The organism is Pseudomonas sp. IT-P218 (genome assembly GCF_949767605.1).
GTDB classification, from domain to species: Bacteria; Pseudomonadota; Gammaproteobacteria; order Pseudomonadales; family Pseudomonadaceae; genus Aquipseudomonas; species Aquipseudomonas putida_AE.
Map to the genome: position 1 here is coordinate 257,089 of NZ_CATKQQ010000077.1, position 20,759 is coordinate 277,847.

At 60.5% G+C, this 20,759-nt stretch carries 18 protein-coding genes and 1 tRNA gene; 7 read left to right on the forward strand and 12 right to left on the reverse strand.

The features are described 5' to 3' along the window. The first annotated feature begins 14 nt into the window (after positions 1-14). From tolB to nadA, 7 genes are all read left to right on the forward strand, one after another. On the forward strand, positions 15-1,295 hold the full coding sequence (gene tolB / locus ACM6I6_RS27350; protein WP_406592123.1) for a Tol-Pal system beta propeller repeat protein TolB: 1,281 nt from the start codon (positions 15-17) through the stop codon (positions 1,293-1,295). Positions 1,296-1,347: 52 nt separating this feature from the next. Next, positions 1,348-1,845: a peptidoglycan-associated lipoprotein Pal gene (gene pal, locus ACM6I6_RS27355; RefSeq protein ID WP_003178634.1), complete on the forward strand. Its 498-nt coding sequence runs from the start codon at positions 1,348-1,350 to the stop codon at positions 1,843-1,845. Between the two features lie 6 nt (positions 1,846-1,851). Continuing rightward, positions 1,852-2,700 (forward strand): tol-pal system protein YbgF, encoded by an 849-nt coding sequence (gene ybgF / locus ACM6I6_RS27360; RefSeq protein WP_274074368.1) that lies wholly within the window; start codon positions 1,852-1,854, stop codon positions 2,698-2,700. A gap of 168 nt (positions 2,701-2,868) precedes the next feature. After that, a complete protein-coding gene (gene queE / locus ACM6I6_RS27365) occupies positions 2,869-3,516 on the forward strand; it encodes a 7-carboxy-7-deazaguanine synthase QueE (protein WP_056726033.1) in 648 nt (215 codons plus the stop codon). A gap of 1 nt (position 3,517) precedes the next feature. Next, on the forward strand, positions 3,518-4,210 hold the full coding sequence (gene queC, locus ACM6I6_RS27370; protein ID WP_274074370.1) for a 7-cyano-7-deazaguanine synthase QueC: 693 nt from the start codon (positions 3,518-3,520) through the stop codon (positions 4,208-4,210). A 63-nt stretch (positions 4,211-4,273) separates the two neighbouring features. After that, positions 4,274-4,349 (forward strand) — tRNA-Lys (locus tag ACM6I6_RS27375). 264 nt (positions 4,350-4,613) lie between these two features. Further along, the gene (gene nadA, locus ACM6I6_RS27380; RefSeq protein WP_414920966.1) at positions 4,614-5,672 is read left to right on the forward strand and encodes a quinolinate synthase NadA; all 1,059 of its coding nucleotides are present in this window, start codon (positions 4,614-4,616) and stop codon (positions 5,670-5,672) included. A 138-nt stretch (positions 5,673-5,810) separates the two neighbouring features. Here the strand turns inward: nadA and ACM6I6_RS27385 are convergent, their stop codons facing one another. The 12 genes from ACM6I6_RS27385 to arcD all read right to left on the reverse strand — a co-directional run bounded on the left by ACM6I6_RS27385 (position 5,811) and on the right by arcD (position 20,460). After that, positions 5,811-6,299 carry an RDD family protein gene (locus ACM6I6_RS27385; RefSeq protein ID WP_323607804.1) on the reverse strand — a complete coding sequence of 163 codons (489 nt, stop codon included), beginning with the start codon at positions 6,297-6,299 and terminating at the stop codon, positions 5,811-5,813. Positions 6,300-6,394: 95 nt separating this feature from the next. Continuing rightward, complete coding sequence (locus ACM6I6_RS27390) at positions 6,395-6,607, reverse strand: cold-shock protein (RefSeq protein ID WP_003175786.1); 213 nt, start codon at positions 6,605-6,607, stop codon at positions 6,395-6,397. 402 nt (positions 6,608-7,009) lie between these two features. Next, positions 7,010-8,134 carry a glycine cleavage system aminomethyltransferase GcvT gene (gene gcvT / locus ACM6I6_RS27395; protein WP_414920967.1) on the reverse strand — a complete coding sequence of 375 codons (1,125 nt, stop codon included), beginning with the start codon at positions 8,132-8,134 and terminating at the stop codon, positions 7,010-7,012. Positions 8,135-8,170: 36 nt separating this feature from the next. Next, positions 8,171-9,547 carry an L-serine ammonia-lyase gene (locus ACM6I6_RS27400; protein ID WP_414920968.1) on the reverse strand — a complete coding sequence of 459 codons (1,377 nt, stop codon included), beginning with the start codon at positions 9,545-9,547 and terminating at the stop codon, positions 8,171-8,173. A gap of 211 nt (positions 9,548-9,758) precedes the next feature. Then, positions 9,759-12,608 carry an aminomethyl-transferring glycine dehydrogenase gene (gene gcvP / locus ACM6I6_RS27405; protein ID WP_414920969.1) on the reverse strand — a complete coding sequence of 950 codons (2,850 nt, stop codon included), beginning with the start codon at positions 12,606-12,608 and terminating at the stop codon, positions 9,759-9,761. A gap of 10 nt (positions 12,609-12,618) precedes the next feature. Next, on the reverse strand, positions 12,619-13,002 hold the full coding sequence (gcvH, locus tag ACM6I6_RS27410) for a glycine cleavage system protein GcvH (protein ID WP_180204325.1): 384 nt from the start codon (positions 13,000-13,002) through the stop codon (positions 12,619-12,621). Between the two features lie 457 nt (positions 13,003-13,459). After that, positions 13,460-14,968 carry a sigma-54-dependent transcriptional regulator gene (locus ACM6I6_RS27415; protein ID WP_408598589.1) on the reverse strand — a complete coding sequence of 503 codons (1,509 nt, stop codon included), beginning with the start codon at positions 14,966-14,968 and terminating at the stop codon, positions 13,460-13,462. Positions 14,969-15,170: 202 nt separating this feature from the next. Next, positions 15,171-15,533, reverse strand: coding sequence for a DUF5064 family protein (locus tag ACM6I6_RS27420; RefSeq protein ID WP_414920970.1), 363 nt, complete (start codon positions 15,531-15,533; stop codon positions 15,171-15,173). A 12-nt stretch (positions 15,534-15,545) separates the two neighbouring features. Beyond that, positions 15,546-16,475 carry a carbamate kinase gene (arcC, locus tag ACM6I6_RS27425; protein ID WP_414920971.1) on the reverse strand — a complete coding sequence of 310 codons (930 nt, stop codon included), beginning with the start codon at positions 16,473-16,475 and terminating at the stop codon, positions 15,546-15,548. 187 nt (positions 16,476-16,662) lie between these two features. Further along, on the reverse strand, positions 16,663-17,673 hold the full coding sequence (locus ACM6I6_RS27430; RefSeq protein ID WP_323629246.1) for an ornithine carbamoyltransferase: 1,011 nt from the start codon (positions 17,671-17,673) through the stop codon (positions 16,663-16,665). 69 nt (positions 17,674-17,742) lie between these two features. Further along, positions 17,743-18,999, reverse strand: coding sequence for an arginine deiminase (arcA, locus tag ACM6I6_RS27435; RefSeq protein WP_323607799.1), 1,257 nt, complete (start codon positions 18,997-18,999; stop codon positions 17,743-17,745). A 33-nt stretch (positions 19,000-19,032) separates the two neighbouring features. Continuing rightward, a complete protein-coding gene (arcD, locus tag ACM6I6_RS27440) occupies positions 19,033-20,460 on the reverse strand; it encodes an arginine-ornithine antiporter (protein ID WP_323629243.1) in 1,428 nt (475 codons plus the stop codon). Positions 20,461-20,759 lie beyond the last annotated feature (299 nt).

The window sequence follows — 20,759 nt, forward strand, 5'->3', positions numbered from 1 at the left end:
ACCTTCTACGAGGAATGCTTGTCGCTATCTGCTGCATGGCAGGAATGGCGATGGCAGATGAGAAAAACATTCTGGTCACCAGCGGCAGCGATCGGGCCACCCCGATCGCGGTCGTGCCGTTCGGCAACCAGGGCGGCAGCGTGCTGCCGGACGACATGGCGGAAATCATCGGTAACGACCTGCGCAACTCGGGTTACTACTCGCCGATTCCAAAGCAGAACATGATCAGCCAGCCTAGCCAGGCCAGCGAAATCATCTTCCGTGACTTCAAGGCGCTGGGCGCCCAGTACGTGATGGTCGGCAGCATTGCCCCGGCGGGCGGTCGCCTGCAGGTGCAATACGCCCTGTTCAACGTCGCCACCGAGCAGCAAGTGCTGACCGGCAGCGTGTCGGGCAGCGTCGATCAGTTGCGCGACATGTCGCACTACATCGCCGACCAGTCGTTCGAAAAACTCACCGGCATCAAGGGTGCGTTCTCGACTCGCCTGCTGTACGTGACGGCCGAGCGCTTCTCCGAAAAGAACACCCGTTACACGCTGCAGCGTTCGGACTATGACGGTGCCCGTGCCGTGACCCTGCTGCAATCGCGTGAGCCAATCCTGTCGCCGCGTTTCGCGCCCGATGGCAAGCGTATCGCCTACGTCTCGTTCGAGCAGAAGCGTCCGCGCATTTTCATGCAGAACATCGACACCGGTCGCCGTGAGCAGATCACCAACTTCGAAGGCCTGAACGGCGCGCCAGCCTGGTCGCCGGATGGCAATCGCCTGGCGTTCGTACTGTCCAAGGACGGCAACCCGGACATCTATGTGATGAACCTGGGCTCGCGTCAGATCACCCGCGTCACCAACGGTCCTGGCATCAACACCGAACCGTTCTGGGGCAAGGATGGCTCGACCATCTACTTCACGTCCGATCGTGGCGGCAAGCCGCAGATCTACAAGACCAGTGTGGGTGGGGGCGGTGCCGAGCGCGTGACTTTCGTCGGTAACTACAACGCCAACCCTAAACTGTCGGCCGATGAAAAGACGCTTGTCATGATTCACCGTCAGGATGGCTTCACCAATTTCAAGGTGGCGGCCCAGGATTTGCAGCGCGGTAGTGTAAAAATCCTCACTGATAGCACTCTGGACGAGTCGCCTACTGTCGCGCCCAACGGCACCATGGTAATCTACGCCACCCGCCAGCAGGGCCGGGGAGTCTTGATGCTCGTGTCTATCAATGGACGCGTAAGGCTCCCGCTTCCTACCGCTCAAGGCGAAGTCAGAGAACCTTCCTGGTCCCCTTACCTGAACTGACGCGGCGCTATACGTTGTACTTAACACACTGGGGTTCATTAGGAGTTTCACGATGGAAATGCTGAAGTTTGGTAAATTTGCTGCGCTGGCACTGGCCATGGCTGTAGCTGTAGGTTGCTCGTCCAAAGGCGGCGACAATGCCGGTGAAGGCGCGGTAGATCCAAACGCTGGTTACGGCGCAAACACTGGTGCAGTTGACGGCTCCCTGAGCGAAGAAGCTGCACTGCGCGCTATCACCACTTTCTACTTCGAATACGACAGTTCGGACCTGAAGCCAGAAGCCATGCGCGCTCTGGACGTTCACGCCAAAGACCTGAAAGCAAACGGCGCTCGCGTTGTTCTGGAAGGCAACACCGACGAACGTGGTACTCGTGAGTACAACATGGCACTGGGCGAGCGTCGTGCGAAAGCCGTTCAGCGCTACCTGGTACTGCAGGGTGTTTCCCCAGCTCAGCTGGAACTGGTTTCCTACGGCGAAGAGCGTCCAGTTGCTACCGGCAACGACGAGCAGTCCTGGGCTCAAAACCGTCGCGTCGAACTGCGTAAGTAATTCGTCATGCGAACGTGCCGTCGTGCTGTAACTGTCCTGGCTCTCAGTCTCGCGCCGCTTGCGGCGTGGGCTGCGGTTCCTGTGGTCGACAACGACTCCGGCTATAACAATAGCGGGAGCAGTAATCCGCCTGCAGGTTACGGTACGAACGGCGCCTATGCCGGGGGAGGGGTTTCGACCCCTGTCTCGGCACAGGGTCAGTTGTTCAACCAACTGCAACAAATGCAGGATCAGATCTCGCGCCAACAGGGTGTGATCGAAGAACTGCAAAATGATGTAGCGCGCATGAAGCAGGAAAGCCTGGAGCGATACCAGGATCTTGATCGGCGCATAGGAAGCGGCGTTGCACCTGCCGCGACTCCTGAGAATTCTCCTGCCGGTGGCGACTTGAACGCCCCCGGTGCAGCAGCGGCTGGCGCAGCTGCGGGTGCAGGAGCGGCAGCCGCTCAAGCACCCGCCGCGGGTAGCGAGCCGGCGGATCCGGCGAAGGAAAAGCTCTATTACGATGCTGCCTTCGACCTGATCAAGGCCAAGGATTTCGACAAGGCCAGCCAGGCTTTTGCCGCATTCCTGCGCAAGTACCCGAACAGCCAGTACTCAGGCAATGCCCAGTACTGGTTGGGCGAAGTGAACCTGGCCAAAGGCGATCTGCAAGGTGCAGGTCAGGCCTTTGCCAAGGTTTCGCAGCTGTACCCCAAGCACGCCAAAGTGCCTGACTCGCTGTACAAGCTCGCTGACGTAGAGCGCCGCCTGGGTCATCCCGACAAGGTAAAAGGCATTCTGCAACAGGTTGTGTCCCAGTATCCGGGCACGTCTGCCGCTCAGCTGGCCCAGCGTGATCTGCAAAAAATGTAAGGGCTGCTTGACCCCTTTCGAAGAAACCCGCGCTTGTCGCGGGTTTTTTCGTTAGAATTCACGCCCTTTTTTATGAAACACGCTTTTTGGGGCCTGCGCATTGCCGGGGTTCCTTGAAGTGCCTGACGGAGGCGGACAGCCTGTTTAGCTGTTACGCCCGTGGCGACTATGCAAGACACATTGAGAATTACCGAAGTTTTCTACTCGTTGCAGGGTGAAACGCGGACTGCTGGCCTGCCCACTGTTTTTGTGCGCCTGACCGGTTGCCCGCTGCGTTGCCAATACTGCGACAGCGCCTACGCCTTCACCGGCGGAACCATTCGCACCCTCGACGATATCCTCGAGCAGGTCGCCGGCTTTCGCCCGCGCTACGTCTGTGTCACGGGCGGTGAGCCCCTGGCCCAGCCCAATGCCATTCCATTGCTCAAGCGCCTGTGCGATGCCGGTTACGAAGTGTCACTGGAAACCAGTGGCTCGATCGATATCTCGGCGGTAGATTCCCGGGTCAGTCGCGTCGTCGACCTGAAGACCCCGGGGTCGAAGGAAGCGCATCGCAACCGCTACGAAAACATCGAGCTGCTGACGCCCAACGATCAGGTGAAGTTTGTCATCTGCTCGCGGGAAGACTATGACTGGTCCGTGTCCAAGCTGATCCAGTACGGTCTGGACAAGCGCGCCGGTGAAGTCCTGTTCTCGCCAAGCCACCATGATCTCAATGCGCGAGACCTGGCCGACTGGGTGGTGGCGGACAACCTGCCAGTACGTTTGCAATTGCAGCTGCATAAATATCTTTGGAATGACGAGCCGGGGCGCTGAAATGACTGAACCACTCAATACTGCTGAAAAACGCGCGGTGATCCTCTTGTCCGGTGGCCTGGACTCGGCAACCGTAGTGGCCATGGCGCGTGCCGAAGGCTACAGCTGCTACACCATGAGCTTCGACTACGGCCAACGGTCTCACGCTGAGTTACACGCCGCCGAACGTGTGGCCAAAGACCTGGGTGTTGTCGAACACAAGGTGATCGGGCTGAACCTGAACGGCATGGGCGGCTCGGCACTGACCGATACCAGCATTGACGTCCCGGAAGTCGCGGCTGAAGGTATTCCGGTGACTTACGTGCCTGCGCGTAACACGGTGTTCTTGTCCCTGGCGCTGGGCTGGGCGGAAGTGCTTGGTGCACGGGACATCTTCAGCGGTGTCAACGCGGTGGATTACTCCGGTTATCCGGACTGCCGTCCCGAGTTCATCGAGGCTTTCGAGCGCATGGCCAATCTGGCGACCAAGGCCGGTGTAGAAGGGATGGGTTTTCGCATTCAGGCGCCGCTGCAACATCTCAGCAAGGCACAGATCGTTCAGGCGGGTACCAGGCTTGGGGTGAATTATGGCCTGACCGTTTCCTGCTATCAGGCCGACGATGACGGCCGTGCCTGCGGCAAGTGCAGCAGCTGCCGCCAGCGAGCGGAAGGCTTCGCGGCGGCCGGAATCAGCGACCCAACACGTTATTTTTGATTTTTTTTAAAATAGGTGTTGAATAGTCCTTAAAAATCAGTATTATACGCGCCACCACACAGCGGGTCGTTAGCTCAGTTGGTAGAGCAGTTGGCTTTTAACCAATTGGTCGTAGGTTCGAATCCCACACGACCCACCATTTTTGGCGGTTTAGAAAATCCGGAAGGCCCACGCAAGTGAGGATTTCCGGGTTTTTTTTTGCCTGCAATTTGTGCGTTCGCCGATCCCGGCCAGCACTACGTGGCTCAGGTCAGAATCATCTTTTGCATCCCGCGGATATTCTGTAGCCTTGCGCCTCTTCAAAGCTCTGATGATTACTCACTCTCCCGGCGGTACCCTCAAGGGTCCAGAGCTGGGGTGTATACTCGACTTTCGCGCTTAAGCGCCTGCAGGTCTTGCGAACATGACGCAGATTTCCGAACGCCTTCTGGTCCAGGCCCACCTCGACGCCAAGCAGCCCAAGCCGCTGACCGCCGAAGAGGAGGCCTATTACCGTGCTGCCATCGCCGCCGAGCTCAAGGCTCAGGACGCGGTGCTGGTGGCTCACTTCTATTGCGATCCGGTTATTCAGGCCCTGGCCGAAGAAACCGGTGGCTGTGTCTCCGACTCGCTTGAGATGGCCCGCTTCGGCAACGCCCACCCGGCCAAGACTGTGGTGGTCGCCGGGGTGAAGTTCATGGGTGAGACGGCCAAGATCCTCAATCCCGAAAAACGCATCCTGATGCCGACCCTGGAAGCGACGTGCTCGCTGGACCTCGGGTGCCCGGTCGATGAGTTTTCCGCGTTCTGCGACCAGCATCCGGAGCGTACGGTGGTGGTTTATGCCAATACCTCGGCGGCGGTCAAAGCCCGCGCGGACTGGGTGGTGACGTCGAGCTGTGCGCTGGAAATCGTCGAAAGCCTGATGGATAACGGCGAAACCATCATCTGGGGGCCGGACAAGCACCTGGGCACCTACATTCAGCGTCAGACCGGTGCCGACATGCTGCTGTGGGACGGTGCCTGCATCGTTCACGAAGAGTTCAAGTCCAAGCAGCTCGAAGACATGAAGGCGCTGTATCCAGATGCGGCGATCCTGGTGCACCCGGAGTCGCCGACCTCGGTGATCGAGCTGGCGGATGCCGTCGGCTCCACCAGTCAGTTGATTGCAGCGGCACAGAGCCTGCCGAACAAGACCCTGATTGTCGCCACCGACCGCGGTATCTTCTACAAGATGCAGCAGTTGTGCCCGGACAAGGTGTTTATCGAGGCGCCAACGGCCGGTAACGGCGCGGCATGCCGCAGTTGCGCGCATTGCCCCTGGATGGCGATGAACACCCTTAAGCGCACGCTCAAGAGCTTGAAGGAGGGGACGAACGAGATCTTTGTTGATCCGGCGTTGATTCCGCAGGCGATTCGGCCGTTGAAGCGGATGCTCGACTTCACCCAGGCGGCGCGGATGAAGCTGGCCGGGAACGCCTGAGATCTATCAGGCAGGTCGCATAAAAACTGTGGGAGCGGGCTTGCTCGCGAAGAGGGCGTATCAGTCGACATAGATGTTGCCTGACACGCGCTCTTCGCGAGCAAGCCCGCTCCCACACTGGTTTGTGCTTACCGGAAATTATTTGGTCTTCTTCGGGATCCGCACCAGCTGGGTATTGGAATACATGTCATGCCAGCTGCGTTTCTGCTTGTCGAACAGCGACCAGAAGAACCCCAGGCCCACGCACAGCAACGATGCGATCGACACCACAAAGCGCAACAGCGCCTGCCACAGGCTGATGGACGAGCCATCGGCATTCTGTACGCGCACGCCCCACACCTGCATGCCCAGGGTCTGGCCTGAGTAAGTCCAGAACTTGGCGAAGAAGCCGAACAGCACGAACAACAGCACCGTCGACAGCAGAGGATCGCCATCCAGCGCGCCCGCTTCGGTGAGGGTGCGCATTTTCTCTTCGCCGATGATCGCCATCTGGATCATCTTGTAGACACCGCTGGTGACGATCAGCAGGGCGGTGCACAGCAGGAAGTCATAGAACATCGCTGCCAGGCGACGACCCAGACCGACGGCGGGGAAGTTGCCCTGGGGTTTGAGCAGGTGTTTCGACATGGCAGCCTCTGGGCACAAAAAGAAGCCATTTTACGGATTTACGCGCACAAAAAAGCCCCTGATGTCACCATCAGGGGCTTTTTCGTTACAGAAGATTAGGCTTCTGCTTGTACTTCGTCAGCCTGCATGCCTTTCTGGCCCTGCACGGCGACGAAAGTCACTTTCTGGCCTTCTTTCAGGCTCTTGAAGCCGTTGCCCTGGATGGCGCGGAAATGCACGAACAGATCCGGACCGCTTTCAGGAGTGATAAAACCAAAACCTTTCTCGTCGTTAAACCACTTGACGGTACCGCTCTGACGTTGGGACATTTCTTATTTCCTTTGACGCAAAAAATTAATGACAGTCTCTTTCTCATGAAAGAGTACTGGGGCTGGTTGCAGGAGAGTAAGAAGACGTCGAACGGGATGTAGCTAACTTGTAGGCTACTGCCCAGGTCACGATTCCAAGCGACCCATGCAAACACAGTGAACAAACTCTACGCCAACTACGGGAGAAAAAACAAGCCCTCTGGAAGCCCCGGATTTGCTCAGGTTCCTGCCACCCCTGACAACTAGCCCGGGCTTATGCACTGGCGGCGTTCAAATGTTTTCGATCGTTATAAGCAAAGTTCATAATCGAAGCTTAGAGCCAAACGATGCACTATTTTATGGCGGTTGCGTTACCCATTAGTGCAGTGTAAGCGCAACCGCGTTACTTATAGGAACAGTCAATCAGCCGCGATAGTAGCGTTGTGGAACAAATGGCATTTTGCTTACAAGCAAAGCCACCTTTTTCCCACGGACGATTGCCCATACCGGCGTGTCGAGGGCGATGTAGGCGCTGTCGACGTAACCCATGGCCAACGGGCCGCCCAGGGACGGTCCGAAGCCGCCGCTGCACACGCTGCCGATGATCTCGCCGGCTTCGTTGACGATTTCCGCGCCTTCGCGCACCGGGGTGCGTTCCTGCGGTAGCAGGCCAACGCGCTTGCGGGTAACACCGCCTTGTTGCTGGGCGAATACAATTTCAGCGCCAGGGAAGCCACCGGCGCGCGCACCGTCGGCACGACGTGGCTTGGAGATGGCCCACAACAGGCTGGCTTCGATCGGGGTGGTCTCGGTATTCATGTCGTGGCCGTACAGGCACAGGCCGGCTTCCAGGCGCAGCGAGTCGCGCGCGCCGAGGCCGATGGCCGCCACTTCAGGTTCGGCCAACAGGGCTCGGGCCAGAGCTTCGGCGCTGGCGGCCGGTACCGAGATTTCAAAACCGTCTTCACCGGTGTAACCCGAGCGGCTGACAAAGCAGTCCACGCCCAGCAGGTTCACGCGGGCGAACTGCATGAAGGTCATCTTTGCCACTTCTGGCGCCAGACGTGCCAGCACGGTCACGGCGGCCGGACCTTGCAGGGCGAGCAGGGCGCGTTCTTCGAACAGCGGCTCGATAGTGCACTGGTCGCCGATGTGCTTGCGCAGGTGGGCCAGGTCCTGGTCCTTGCACGCGGCATTGACCACCAGGAACAGTTCGTCGTTGCCCAGGTTGGCGACCATCAGGTCGTCGAGGATGCCACCGCTCTCGTTGGTGAACATCGCGTAGCGCTGCATGCCCACTGGCAGGTCGATGATGTCCACGGGCACCAGGGTTTCCAGGGCCTTGGCGGCATTGGCGCCGGTCAGGCGGATCTGGCCCATGTGCGAGACATCGAACAGGCCGGCCTGCTCGCGGGTGTGCTGGTGTTCTTTCATCACACCCAGCGGGTATTGCACCGGCATGTCATAGCCGGCAAACGGCACCATGCGCGCGCCCAGTTCGATGTGCAGGGCGTGCAACGGTGTTTTCAACAGTTGTTCGGTGGACATATTCAACTCCTGGAGAAGTGTGCAGATGAGCGCGCATCAGCACTCGATAATGTTGACCGCCAAACCGCCACGGGCGGTTTCCTTGTATTTGCTTTTCATGTCGGCGCCGGTCTGGCGCATGGTGCGGATGACCTTGTCGAGGGACACGAAGTGCTGCCCGTCGCCGCGCAGGGCCATGCGCACGGCATTGATGGCCTTGACCGATCCCATGGCGTTGCGCTCGATGCAAGGGACTTGCACCAGCCCGCCGATCGGGTCGCAGGTCAGCCCGAGGTTGTGTTCCATACCGATTTCCGCAGCGTTTTCCACTTGCTGCACGGTGCCGCCCAGCACTTCGCACAGGGCGCCCGCCGCCATGGAGCAGGCCACGCCGACTTCGCCCTGGCAGCCGACTTCGGCGCCGGAGATCGAGGCGTTTTCCTTGTACAGGATGCCGATGGCCGCAGCGGTCAGCAGGAAGCGCGCCACCCCGTCGTCGTTCGCGCCGGGGATGAAACGCATGTAGTAATGCAGGACTGCCGGGATGATCCCGGCCGCGCCGTTGGTCGGGGCTGTCACCACGCGCCCGCCGTTGGCGTTTTCTTCGTTGACCGCCAGGGCGTACAGGTTGACCCAGTCCAGTACCGACAGGGGATCGCGCAGTGACGATTCGGGGTTTTTACAGAGTTGCCGATGCAGCGCGGCCGCCCGGCGCTTGACCTTGAGACCGCCGGGCAGGATGCCTTCGTTGCGGCAACCGGCGGCGACGCAGTCCTGCATCACTTGCCAGATTTTCAGCAGGCCGGCGCGGGTTTCCGCTTCCGGGCGCCAGGCACTTTCATTGGTCAGCATCACCTGGCTGATGGACAGGCCGTAGGTGGTGCAGTGGCTGAGCAGGTCCTTGGCGCTTTTGAACGGGAAGGTCAGGGGGGTGGCGTCTTCGACGATGCGATCGGCGCCGGCGGCGTCTTCATCGACGACAAAGCCACCGCCGACCGAATAGTACTCGCGGCTGCGGATTTGCAGGCCGGCGACATCGAACGCGCGAAAGATCATGCCGTTGGGGTGATAGGCCAAGGGCTTGCGGATCATCGCCAGGTGTTCTTTCTCGTTGAACGCAATGCTGTGTTCGCTGAGCAGGTTCAAGCGACCATTGCCGCGAATCGCTTGCAGGCGGGCGGCGACGGTTTCGGTATCCACGGTGTCCGGGTGTTCGCCTTCCAGGCCGAGCAGCACAGCCTTGTCACTGCCGTGGCCCTTGCCGGTGGCGCCGAGCGAGCCGTACAGCTCGACCTTGACGCAGGCGGTGGCTTGCAGCAGCCCTTCACGGCGCAGACCTTCGGCGAAACGCGCAGCTGCGCGCATCGGGCCGACGGTGTGGGAGCTGGAGGGGCCGATGCCAATCTTGAACAGGTCGAACACGCTTAACGACATGGTTGTTCTCCGGTTTCTTGTTATAGGAATTGGCGCAAATCTTGTGTAGATCCTGTAGGAGCTGGCTTGTCGGGTCGCCGCATCGCAGCGAAGGCGGTGTGTCAGGCAACAGTTGTGTCGGCTGATATTCCGTCTTCGCTGGCAAGCCAGCTCCTACAGGGGGGAGCGGTGTTCGTGGAAGTGGGGGCGGGTAAACCCGCCCCCTATTCGTTTAAGCGTAGCTTTCGATCGATGGGCAGGCGCAGACCAGGTTGCGATCACCGAAGACGTTGTCCACACGACCGACCGGCGGCCAGTATTTGCCTTCGATCAGCGACGCTACCGGGTAAACCGCTTGCTCACGGCTGTACGGGTGCGACCACTCGCCGACGATTTCCGCCGCGGTGTGCGGAGCGTTCTTCAGCGGGTTGTCGTCCTTGTCCAGCGTGCCGTTTTCCACTGCGCGGATTTCTTCGCGGATGCGGATCATGGCGTCGCAGAAGCGGTCCAGTTCTTCCCTGGATTCGCTTTCGGTCGGCTCGATCATCAGGGTGCCGGCCACCGGGAAGGACATGGTCGGGGCGTGGAAGCCAAAATCGATCAGGCGCTTGGCGACGTCATCGACGCTGATGCCGCTGCTGTCTTTCAATGGGCGCAGGTCGAGGATGCATTCATGCGCGACCAGGCCGTTGCTGCCGGTGTACAGCACTGGATAGTGCTCTTCCAGGCGACGGGAAATGTAGTTGGCGTTGAGGATTGCCAGCTGCGAAGCACGCTTGAGACCCGCGCCGCCCATCATGCGGATGTACATCCAGGTGATCGGCAGAATGCTCGCGCTGCCGAACGGTGCAGCGCAGACCGCGCCTTCCTTGCGGGCCATTTGCGCATGGCCTGGCAGGAACGGGGTCAGGTGCGACTTGACGCCGATCGGGCCGACGCCCGGGCCGCCACCGCCGTGAGGAATGCAGAAGGTCTTGTGCAGGTTCAGGTGCGACACGTCGCCGCCGAACTTGCCCGGGGCGCACAGGCCGACCATGGCGTTCATGTTGGCGCCGTCGATGTACACCTGGCCGCCGTGGTCGTGGATGATGCCGCAGATTTCGCGGATGCCTTCCTCGAACACGCCGTGAGTCGACGGGTAGGTGATCATCAGCGCGGCGAGGTGTTCGCGGTGCTCGATGGCCTTGGCGCGCAGGTCTTCGATGTCGACGTTGCCGCGGGCGTCGCAAGCGGTGACCACGACACGCATGCCAGCCATCTGCGCAGTGGCCGGGTTGGTGCCGTGGGCCGACGACGGGATCAGGCAGATGTCGCGACGGTCTTCGCCACGGCTCTGGTGGTAGGCACGGATGGCCAGCAGGCCGGCGTATTCACCCTGGGAACCGGCGTTCGGTTGCAGCGAGATCGAGTCGTAGCCGGTGGCGGCGCAGAGCATCGCCTCCAGTTCATCGGTCAGTTGCTGGTAGCCGGCGCTTTGTTCGGCCGGGGCGAACGGGTGCAGGGCACCGAATTCAGCCCAGGTCACCGGGATCATTTCGCTGGCGGCGTTGAGTTTCATGGTGCACGAACCCAGCGGGATCATGGTGCGATCGAGGGCCAGGTCCTTGTCGGCGAGCTTGCGCAGGTAGCGCATCAGCTCGGTTTCCGAGTGGTAGCGGTTGAACACCGGGTGGCTGAGGATTGGCGACTGGCGCACCAGGGCGGCTGGAATGGTGCTTTCAACAGCAGTAGCCAGCGCAGCGAAGTCCGGTAGGGTCTTGCCAGCAGCGAATAGCGCCCACAGGGTTTCCACATCGGCCTGGGTGCTGGTTTCATCCAGGGACAGGCCCAGGCGATCGCCATCGACCACGCGCAGGTTGATCTGCTGGGCATGGGCCTTGTCGTGCAGGGCGGCAGTTTGCGCGCCGGTGTTCACCGTCAGGGTGTCGAAGAAGTTTTCTTGCTCGACGTTCAGACCGATCGCTTTCAGGCCTTGGGCCAGAATCGCAGTCAGGTGATGCACACGCTGGGCAATCTGCGTCAGGCCTTTCGGACCGTGGTACACGGCGTACATGCTGGCGATGTTGGCCAGCAGCACCTGCGCGGTGCAGATGTTCGACGTGGCCTTCTCGCGGCGGATGTGCTGCTCGCGGGTCTGCATGGCCAGGCGCAGGGCCGGCTTGCCGAAACGGTCGACGGAGACGCCGACCAGGCGGCCCGGCATGTCGCGCTTGAACGCATCCTTGGTGGAGAAGTAGGCCGCGTGCGGGCCACCGAAGCCCAGCGGCACGCCGAAGCGTTGCGCGCTGCCGATGGCCACGTCGGCGCCGAATTCGCCCGGCGGGGTCAGCAGGGTCAGGGCCAGCAGGTCGGCGGCCACGGCCACCAGGGCGTTGGCGGCGTGCAGGCGCTCGGTCAGTTCGCGGTAGTCGAACACGTCACCGTTGCTCGCCGGGTACTGCAGCAGGGCGCCGAAGAACGGCGTCACGTCCGTCAGTTCGCGCTCGTCGCCAACGACTACGTCGATGCCCAGCGGCTCGGCACGGGTGCGCAACACGTCGAGGGTCTGCGGGTGGCAATGCACGGAGGCGAAGAACTGGTGGCTGCCCTTGTTCTTGCTCAGGCGCTTGCAGAAGGTCATGGCTTCGGCGGCGGCGGTGGCTTCATCCAGCAGCGAGGCGTTGGCGATCGGCAGGCCGGTGAGGTCGCTGATCAGGGTCTGGAAGTTCAGCAGGGCTTCGAGGCGGCCCTGGGAAATTTCCGGCTGGTACGGGGTGTAGGCGGTGTACCAGGCCGGGTTTTCCAGGAGGTTGCGCAGGATCGGCGACGGCGTGTGGGTGCCGTAGTAACCCTGGCCGATGAAGGTCTTGAACAGTTGGTTCTGGCCGGCGATGCCTTTGATCATCGCCAGGGCGTCGGCTTCGCTCAGGCCGTCTTCCAGGCCGAGCACGCTGGTGCCCTTGATGCTGTCGGGGATGACGCTGGCGCTCAGGGCTTCGAGGGAATCGAAACCGAGGGTGTTGAGCATGGCCTGCTCGTCACCGGCGCGGGGGCCGATGTGGCGGGCGATGAATTCGTTGGCAGTGCTGAGATTGATAGTCATGGCGGGTTCCTCAGGCTTCGGCTTGGGCTTTGATCAGGCGGTCGTAGGCGTCCTGATCCAGCAGTTGGCCGACAGCGGCAGCGTCAGCAGGCTGGAAGCGGAAGAACCAGCCTTCGCCCAGCGGGTCTTCGTTGACCAGCTCAGGGCTGGCGTCCAGCGCCGGGTTCACTTCCAGCACTTCTCCGTCCAGTGGCATGTACACGCCGCTGGCGGCTTTTACCGATTCCACGGTGGCGGCTTCTGCGCCTTTGTCGTAGGACTGCAGCTCCGGCAGTTGTACGAAAACCACGTCGCCCAGTGCGTTCTGCGCGAAAGCGGTGATGCCGACGGTGACGCTGCCGTCAGCTTCGGTGCGCAGCCATTCGTGATCTTCAGTAAAACGCAACTCGCTCATGGAAACTCCTAAGGGGGCCAGACTCGTCTGGTGGACGCGATTGAAGGCTGGGGCAATGCCCTGATTTATGGAGGGTTACTAAGCAAGAACGCGGCCAATCTTGTTTTATTGTTATAAATCAATAAGTTATATTATTTTGTGGTGCGGCCAGATGCGTGGGTTGTAGCGAAATCGCTACAGCTGCGGCAGAAGAAAAAAGCTGAAGGGGATCAAAGCCTTGCGCAGGGCTGGTCGCAGAGGGGTGTAGCGATATCGTTCCGCTGTAGCGCTTTCAGTACAGGTGGAGGTCGCTTTTGGAGAGAAGATTCCATGCCGGACTCAAAACCTGTGGGAGCCAGCCTGCTGGCGATATGGCCCTCACATTCAACATCACTGTTGTTTGTAAGACCGCTATCGCCAGCAGGCTGGCTCCCACATAGGTTTGTATTGGCAGGGAGAGCTATTTCAGGTCCGAGGATTACGGCTTATTGGGAATGCCGTACTTGCGCAGTCGGTGGGCGATGGCGGTATGCGAGGTCTGCAGGCGGTTGGCCAGCTGCCGCGTCGAGGGATAGCTGACGTAAAGCTTTTCCAGCAGGGTCTTCTCGAACTCATCCATGGCCTGTTCCAGGCTGTCGACTTCGTGGTCGCTCTGGCGCGCCACCGAGGTGCCGGCGATATCGAGGTCGCCAATGTCCACCAGGCTGCTTTCGCAAATGGCCGCGGCACGGAAGATCACGTTTTGCAGTTGGCGCACGTTGCCCGGCCAGCGGTTGCCGAGCAACGCCGGGTAAGTGCCCGGTGCCAGGCGGCAGACCGGGCGCTGGATCTGTGCACAGGCCTGCTGCATGAAATAACGGGCCAGCAGCAAAATGTCCTGGCCCCGTTCGCGCAGGGGCGGGACTTCGACATTGAGCACGTTGAGGCGGTAAAACAGGTCTTCGCGGAACAAACCTTCGCTGACCATTTTTTCCAGGTCGCGGTGGGTCGCGCTGAGGATCCGCACATTGACCTTGACCTCCCGATCGCCGCCGACCCGACGGAAGCTGCCATCGTTGAGGAAACGCAGCAACTTGGCCTGCAAGTACGGTGACATCTCGCCGATCTCGTCAAGAAACACCGTGCCCTGGTTGGCCAGTTCCATCAGCCCCGGCTTGCCGCCCCGTTGCGCGCCGGTGAAAGCGCCGGGGGCGTAGCCGAACAGCTCGCTTTCGGCGAGGTTTTCCGGCAATGCCGCGCAATTCAATGCCAGGAACGGTGAACTGTGCCGTGCACTGATAGCATGGCAAGCCCGGGCCACCAGCTCCTTGCCGGTGCCGGTTTCGCCCTGGATCAACAGGGGCGCATCGAGGGCCGCCACCCGTTGCGCGCGCACCTTGAGCGTGCGAATCACCGGCGACTCGCCCAGCAGCGCATCGAAACCTTCGGCGTGATCGTGGTGCAATGCCGAGAGGCGTTCGCCGATGCGGTTCGGTTGATACAGGGTCAGCAGGGCGCCAGCGTCAGTGATGGGCGTGGCGTCCAGCAACAACGTCTGGCCGTTGAGGGTGATTTCCCGCAGCGGCAGGCGAAAGCCCTGTTCGAGCAACGCATCGAGCAGTGCCGGGTCGGCAAACAGCTCGGCGACGCTTTCACCGGCCGGCTCGCGGCCGTACAGGGCAATCAACGCCGGGTTGGCCAGCAACACCTTGCCGGCACTGTCCAGCGCCAGCACCGGGTCGGTCATCGCCGCAAGCAGTGCATCGAGCTGCAAGTGCCGACGCTGTCCGGGAAGAATGTCGACCACGGTCATCGCTTGCACGCCACGCACGCTCAGCAGCGCATCGCGCAGTTCCTCGAGCACTTGCGGGCTCAGGGTCGGTGCATCGATGTAGACGTTGGGCGGGACCATTTCCACCGCATCCAGGTTGAGATTGCGTCCACCGAGCAGGGCCAGGACTTCCTGGGTGATGCCGACTCGATCGATGAAGCTGACGTGGATACGCATGGGGCGGTTTTGGGTTCTGGCGTGCGGAGGGTGGCAAGTATGCCTTGGAGCAGGGGGTAAGGTGAAATCCGGCGCAGGACTTCAGGTCAGCGATGATCCCTGTGGGAGCGGGCTCGCTCGCGAAAGCGGTCTGACATTCGACATTGATTGTGACTGACACACCGCCTTCGCGAGCAAGCCCGCTCCCACAAGGGTACGTGGGTTATTCGAAGTGCTCGGGGTTCACCGGGTCGCCGGATTTCATGTTCAACTGCTGCCGGATGTCTTCAAACATCAGATCGTAATGCTTGTGCACCGAGCCGATCTGGCTGTGAGCTTTCGGAATGCCGTACTTCTCGGCAATTCTCGTCACATCCCGCGCGAAGTTGTAGGCCTCCTCCTTGGGCAGGAAAAAGGTCTCTGTCATGTCCTTGCCCTGAAGGCTGCCATGCATGGTGAACTGGATGCCTTTTTCACCTTTGTCATTCTTGCTGACTTCATAGTCGAGGTGCACGTTGTAGCTGACATCGTCCGGTGTCAGCGCATGACGCTCAATGTGCAAGTGACCTGGCTCAAACTGTGCCATGGGCGTCTCTCCTTACGAGTAGGTAATACCAGGTGTTGCCGTGCTGATGCGCGTGCCGGCGGTGCCCTGGACGATCGCTTCGATATCCGCGAGTGAGCCGATCACCGCGACCTTTCCAGTATGGCGCGCGAATTCGCAGGCTGCCTGCACTTTCGGTCCCATGGAGCCGGCCGCGAAGCCGAGTTTTTCCATTTCGTCCGGGTGCGCCTGGGTGATGCTTTTCTGGGTCGGTTTGCCGAAGTCGACAAACGCGGCGTTGACGTCAGTGGCGATCACCAGCAGATCGGCTCCAAGCTGTTCGGCCAGCAGCGCCGAGCACAGGTCCTTGTCGATCACCGCTTCGACGCCTTCAAGCTTGCCGGGCGCGGTGTACATGGTGGGGATGCCGCCACCGCCGGCGCAGATCACGATGCTGTTTTTTTCCAGCAGCCACTTGATCGGGCGGATTTCGAAGATGCGCTTGGGTTTGGGGCTGGCGACCACACGGCGATATTTGTCGCCATCGGGGGCAATGGCCCAGCCTTTTTCAGCGGCCAGTTTTTCGGCTTCGTCCTTGGTGTAGACCGGGCCGATGGGTTTGGTCGGGTTCTGGAAGGCCGGGTCGTTGGCATCGACTTCGACCTGGGTCAGCAGGGTGGCGAAGGGCACTTCGAAGTCCAGCAGGTTGCCCAGTTCCTGTTCAATGATGTAGCCGATCATGCCTTCGGTTTCGGCGCCGAGCACGTCCAGCGGGTAAGGCGACACCGAGGTGTAGGCCGCCGCCTGCAGCGACAGCAGGCCGACTTGCGGGCCATTGCCGTGGGCGATGACCAGTTGGTTGCCGGCATGGATCTTGGCGATCTGCTCGGTGGCGATCCGGATATTGGCGCGCTGGTTGTCCGCGGTCATGGGTTCACCCCGGCGGAGCAGGGCGTTACCGCCCAGAGCAACGACGATACGCATGGTGCATGTCCTTCTAGAAGAGAAGTAAGCGGGCGACTCGGTCTGTCGATGGAACCCTGATCCCTGTGGGAGCGAGCCTGCTCGCGATGGGATCGCCGCGGTCGGTCAGATGCACCGCGGCGCTGCCATCGCCGGCAGGCCAGCTCCCACATTGACCCTGTTCCTTCAGTGGGAGCCGAGTGGGCTGTTAGAGATCCGCCAGGGTCGACACCAGAATCGCCTTGATCGTATGCATGCGATTCTCCGCTTGCTCGAAGGCGATGCAGGCCGGCGACTCGAACACGTCATCGGTCACTTCGATGCCGTTCTTCAGGTTCGGGTACTGCTCGGCAATCTGCTTGCCGATCTTGGTGTCGCTGTTGTGGAACGCCGGCAGGCAGTGCATGAACTTGGTGCGCGGGTTGCCGGTGGCTTTCATCAGTTCGGCATTCACCTGATACGGCAGCAGTTGCTGGATGCGTTCGGCCCAGGCTTCGACCGGCTCGCCCATCGATACCCAGACGTCGGTGTGGATGAAATCCACGCCCTTGACCGCCGCTTTCGGGTCTTCGGTCAGGGTGATGCGCGCACCGCTTTCTTCGCCGTACTTCTTGCAGCGGGCCACCAGGTCGTCCAGAGGCCACAGGGCTTTCGGCGCGCAGATGCGCACGTCCATGCCCAGCTTGGCGCCGATCAGCAGCAGCGAGTTGCCCATGTTGTTACGCGCATCGCCAAGGTAGGCGTAGCTGATCTCGTGGATCGGCTTGTCGGCGTGTTCACGCATGGTCAGCACGTCGGCGATCATTTGCGTCGGGTGATATTCGTCGGTCAGGCCGTTGAACACCGGGACGCCGGCAAACTTGGCCAGCTCCTCGACGATTTCCTGCTTGAAGCCACGGTACTCGATGGCGTCGTACATGCGCCCGAGCACGCGGGCGGTGTCCTTCATGCTTTCCTTGTGGCCGATCTGCGAGGAGTTCGGGTCGATGTAGGTAACGTTGGCACCCTGGTCATAGGCCGCGACTTCGAACGCACAGCGGGTGCGGGTCGAGGTTTTTTCGAAGATCAGCGCGATGTTGTTGCCCTTGAGGTGTTGCTGTTCGGTGCCGGTGTACTTGGCGCGCTTGAGATCGCGGGACAGGTCGAGCAGGTAGCGCAATTCGCGAGGGGTGTGGTGTTCCAGGCTCAGCAGATTGCGGTTATGGATATTGAACGCCATTTTGGATCTCCTAAGGTGTCGGGTATCCCGTTGGCCCGCACTGGGTCAGTGCGGGCCAAGGCTGATGGGTTAGTAGTCGATCGGATCGCGGATGATCGGGCAGGTCATGCAGTGACCGCCGCCGCGACCGCGACCGAGTTCGCCGGCGCTGATGGTGATGACCTCCACCCCGGCCTTGCGCAGCAGGGTGTTGGTGTAGGTGTTGCGGTCGTAGCCGATGACCACGCCGGGTTCCACGGCCACCACGTTGTTGCCGTCGTCCCATTGCTCGCGTTCGGCGGCGAAACTGTTGCCGCCGGTTTCGACGACGCGCAGGGCCTTTAGGTTGAGGGCCTGGGCCACGGTGTCGAGGAAGTTGGTTTCTTCGCGGCGGATGTCGATGCCACCCGGTTTGCTTTCATCGGGACGCAGGGTGAAGGCGACGATCTGGTTCACCACTTCCGGGAAGATGGTCACCACATCGCGGTCGCAGAAACTGAACACGGTGTCCAGGTGCATCGCCGCGCGGGATTTCGGCAGGCCGGCGACTATGACTTTCTCCACGGCTTTTTTCTTGAACAACTCCACCGCCAGTTGGCCGATGGCCTGGCGCGATGAGCGTTCGCCCATGCCGATCAACACCACGCCGTTGCCGATCGGCATCACGTCGCCGCCTTCCAGGGTGGAGCTGCCGTGGTCCTTGTCCGGGTCGCCGTACCAGATTTCGAATTCGGCGTTGGTGAACTGCGGATGGAACTTGTAGATGGCGGTGGTCAGCAGGGTTTCCTGGCGACGCGCCGGCCAGTACATCGGGTTGAGCGTGACGCCACCGTAGATCCAGCAGGTGGTGTCGCGGGTGAATTGAGTGTTGGGCAGTGGCGGCAGGATGAAGCTGGAGTGGCCGAGGAATTCACGGAACATCTGGATGGTCTTGCCGCCGAAACTGTCCGGCAGATCATCGGCAGAGACACCGCCAATCAAGAACTCGGCGATATGTCGCGGCTCCAGGCTGCGCAGCCACGAACTCGTTTCATTGATCAGGCCCAGGCCCACCGAGTCGGCGGTGATCTTGCGCTCAAGAATCCAGTCCAGGGCTTCGGGGATGGCGACGATGTCGGTCAGCAGGTTGTGCATTTCCAGCACATCGACACCGCGTTCGCGCATCTTGGTAACGAAATCGAAATGGTCGCGCTTGGCCTGGGCCACCCACAGCACGTCATCGAACAGCAGTTCGTCGCAGTTGTTCGGGGTCAGCCGCTGATGGGCCAGGCCGGGTGAGCAAACCATGACTTTGCGCAGTTTGCCGGCTTCGGAATGGACGCCGTACTTAACTTTTTCCGTGGTCATTTCAGTGAACCTCCAGATGGCAAGACAGTCGTGTTACAGGGTCAGGAAGCCGTCGTAGAGACCGTAGGCCGCCACCAGGGCGCCGACGACCACCATGGCGAAAATCAGCTTCTCGACATTGGTGAAAACCGGTTTCTTCAGTTCCAGCTTGGCCTTGGCGAACAGGATCACGCCGGGGGCATAGAGCAGGGCGGAGAGCAGCAGGTATTTGACGCCGCCGGCGTACAGCAGCCAGACCGCGTAGATCAGCGCCACGGCACCAATGATCAGGTCTTTCTGGCGCTCACCCGCCGCGCCTTCATAGGTTTCGCCGCGCACGGCCAACAGCAGGGCGTACGCCGCCGACCACAGGTACGGCACCAGGATCATCGAGGTGGCGAGGTAGATCAGCGACAGGTAGGTACTGGCGGAAAACAGCGTGATGACCAGGAAGATCTGCACCATGGCATTGGTCAGCCACAGGGCGTTGACCGGTACCTGGTTGGCGTTTTCCTTGCGCAGGAACGCCGGCATGGTGTGGTCCTTGGCGGCGGCGAACATGATCTCCGCGCACAGCAGCACCCAGGACAACAACGCACCGAGCAACGAGATGATCAGGCCGACGCTGATCAGCACCGCCCCCCACTGGCCCACCACGTGTTCCAGCACGGCGGCCATCGACGGGTTCTGCAGCTTGGCCAGTTCCGGCTGGGTCAGGATGCCCAGCGACAGCACGTTCACCAGCACCAGGATCAGCAGCACGGTGATAAAGCCAATCACCGTGGCTTTACCCACATCGCTGCGTTTTTCCGCGCGCGCCGAGAAAATGCTCGCGCCTTCAATGCCGATGAACACCCACACGGTGACCAGCATCATGTTGCGCACCTGGTTCATCACGCTGCCCAGGTCCGGATTCTTCATGCCCCAGATGTCGGCGGTGAAGATGTCCAGCTTGAAGGCGAAAATCGCGATCAACACAAACAGTATCAGCGGTACGATCTTGGCGACCGTGGTCACCAGGTTGATGAACGCCGCTTCCTTGATCCCCCGCAACACAAGCAAATGCACGGCCCACAGCAACACGGATGCGCCGATCACGGCGGCGACGGTATTGCCCTCGCCAAATACCGGGAAGAAGTAACCGAGGGTGCTGAATAGCAGCACGAAGTAACCGACGTTGCCCAGCCAGGCACTGATCCAGTAACCCCAGGCCGAAGAGAAACCCATGTAGTCGCCGAAACCGGCCTTGGCGTAGGCGTAGACCCCGCCGTCCAGGTCGGGTTTGCGGTTGGCCAGGGTCTGGAACACAAAGGCGAGGGTGAGCATGCCGACAGCGGTGATCGCCCAGCCAATCAGAATGGCGCCGACATCGGCACTGGCCGCCATGTTCTGCGGCAGGGAAAAGATCCCGCCACCAATCATCGAACCGACGACCAATGCAACCAGTGCGCCGAGTTTCAGTTTTCCGGGAGCTTCAGACATTCCGTGACTCCATTGCAGGAGAAGTGAGACAGCAGACTAAGTCCGCCAGCCGAACGGTGGGCTGACTTAGATCAGTACAGGTCTACATTCCATTGTTAATAACTGAATGATTAGCTCGCACAAGGCCACAGCCTGTAATGCTTGTTCCAGAGGCCTCGTTGATTTTTTGTTGAAACTTTTTCGCATTCCCTGCGACTTATGAAGCTAGTTCGTTTTTTGCAATCCGCAAATTTTCGTCATGGGTTGTTAGAACTGAATTTCCTTACTAAAAAGTATTTATAAAGCGAAAAATTATATGG